Genomic DNA, 1967 nt, shown 5'->3' on the forward strand with positions numbered 1-1967 from the left:
AAAGAACTCATAGGATTTATTGTTATTGTTGTTCATGGATGCAAAGATACGCTCTTTCTTGCATTCTACAACTTATAACTTCAACCTTTATCTTCTTATAGTCAACACGGATTTATACATGTGCCCCGGAAAATCAGAGATATTGTAGACTGGCGAAGCACCGGAAAAGGACTGAAAGAAGACCGAGGGGGATAAACAGACGGATTTGTATTTACGGATTATAATGCAGTAGTCAATGCTTATTATTATGAGGTGTTGAAGGTTATGCCATCTATTGCACGGGCAATAGGCAAAGATAATGAATCAGAGCAGTATTTTCGCCAATCTGAAAGTTTTAAATCTCTCTTTAATCATTCGTTCTGGAATAAGGAAAAAACTGTTATCAAGATGGACTTTCTACTTTACATGTTTCACTCCATTCCAATATCTTTCTGTTGGCTTTTGGGATGGTGCCGGAGGATAGGCAACGTTCAGTTGTTCATTTCATTGAATCTCGGGGGATGACATGCAGTGTTTATGGCGCACAGTTTTTGCTAGATGCTTTGTATAATGCCTGTGATGCCAATTATGCTCTGCATCTTCTAACGAAGACAGATGATCGTAGTTGGTATAATATGCTGAGGGCTGGATCTACTATGACGATGGAGGCATGGGATAATAAATGTAAACCCAATCAGGACTGGAATCATGCATGGGGCAGTGCTCCCGCCAATGTCATTCCAATGAAATTGCTGGGAGTAGAACCTTTGGAACCTAGTTTTAGTATAGTAAGTATAAAACCTCAAATAGACAGGTTGGATTGGGTTGATGCTTTAGTCCCGACGATAAGGGGTGGTATCCGTATGTATATTGAAAATAAAAAGGAACATTATCGATTGCAACTTACCCTTCCTGCGAATATGAAGGCAAAAGTTTATCTGCCTTTTTCTTCCCGGGAATACAGTATAACAGATAACGGGAAATATATACGCCCCATGCCTGACTATGATCATAAATCTTACATGTATTTAGGAATGGTAGGTTCAGTCTTCCATCAATTTGAGGCCTTGCCTGATGTTAAGTGATTATAATACAAAGGATAACTTGCGTGAGTTAATCCATCGTGAACGGAGCGCTGAGTTTGCTGGTGAAGGTCAGCGCCACTTTGATATCATCCGTTGAAAAACTTCTGACGGTAAGATGTTAGCGGAACAGGTTCTTAACGGTAACTTGACTAATATTATTGGTACTCTTAATGATAGTCCTACAAAGGGATCTACAGATCCTACTATGCGTGCAACGACAGATCCAAGCAAGATAGGGTTTATTGAATCCCGTACCTTCAAATATTATAATAAACCCGTTGGCGGAATTAATTTAGAACATATATCACTACTGTCCCGTTAAAGTGGACTAAGAGTTCTTTGAAATAGTTGAAATACAGTCTTTTACGATTAGTTTTCGATGTGCGACGATTTGAATTCGTACCTTTGCCACAAAATACGATGTGGCTATGTACAAAGAAAAGTATGTTTTCGCTCAACTGATCGAGTTTTTAGACAACGACAAGTTCCGTCATCTCGTGGATAAATATCACGGCAATCACTATGCGAAACACTTCACAAGTTGGAACCAATTGCTTGCGCTCATGTTCGGCCAACTCTGCAACAGAGAAAGTCTTCGGGATTTGATAGTCGCATTAGAAGCTCATCAATCAAAGTGTTACCACCTTGGATTAGGTAGAAAGCCAATAGCGAGGACTACCTTTGCAAAAGCCAATCAGGATAGAGACTACCGAATCTTTGAAGACTTCTCATTCTATATGATGAGTCCACTTTAAAAAGTGGAGGAATTTAAAATTATATGATTATCCTCAATTGGGTGATTAATAATTTTGAGTATTCCCCGATATTCATTATCTTTACATCAATTATCAAAATCTCGTCAAAATGAAACTGATAGAATTTTCAAAGCGCTTCCCCGATGAA

Annotated in this window: 3 protein-coding genes and 2 pseudogenes; all 5 read left to right on the top strand. The window is 38.8% G+C overall.

Translation table 11 applies throughout. From position 1 onward, the window contains the following. Window positions 1-210: 210 nt before the first annotated feature. Window positions 211-504 (top strand): annotated as a pseudogene (locus ACYRYG_RS13195) (alpha-L-rhamnosidase-related protein); the annotation flags it as partial. Then, window positions 417-704: pseudogene (locus ACYRYG_RS13200) on the top strand (alpha-L-rhamnosidase-related protein); the annotation flags it as partial. The pseudogenes ACYRYG_RS13195 and ACYRYG_RS13200, both read left to right, overlap by 88 nt. Before the next feature lie 18 nt (window positions 705-722). Next, a complete protein-coding gene (locus ACYRYG_RS13205) occupies window positions 723-1064 on the top strand; it encodes an alpha-L-rhamnosidase C-terminal domain-containing protein (RefSeq protein WP_460198474.1) in 342 nt (113 codons plus the stop codon). Next, on the top strand, window positions 1054-1161 hold the full coding sequence (locus ACYRYG_RS13210) for a RagB/SusD family nutrient uptake outer membrane protein (protein WP_460198472.1): 108 nt from the start codon (window positions 1054-1056) through the stop codon (window positions 1159-1161). Before ACYRYG_RS13205 ends, ACYRYG_RS13210 begins: the two co-directional genes overlap by 11 nt. A 331-nt stretch (window positions 1162-1492) precedes the next feature. Next, entirely contained in the window at window positions 1493-1819 is a 327-nt protein-coding gene (locus ACYRYG_RS13215; RefSeq protein ID WP_460198473.1) for a DUF4372 domain-containing protein, read from the top strand. Window positions 1820-1967 lie beyond the last annotated feature (148 nt).

It is taken from the genome of Segatella asaccharophila (assembly GCF_054687055.1).

Bases quoted from the DNA above. Each gene is read 5' to 3' on its own strand.
- ACYRYG_RS13205 (WP_460198474.1), top strand. From the start codon at position 723: ATGAAATTGCTGGGAGTAGAACCTTTGGAACCTAGTTTTAGTATAGTA.
- ACYRYG_RS13210 (WP_460198472.1), top strand. From the start codon at position 1,054: ATGTTAAGTGATTATAATACAAAGGATAACTTGCGTGAGTTAATCCAT.
- ACYRYG_RS13215 (WP_460198473.1), top strand. From the start codon at position 1,493: ATGTACAAAGAAAAGTATGTTTTCGCTCAACTGATCGAGTTTTTAGAC.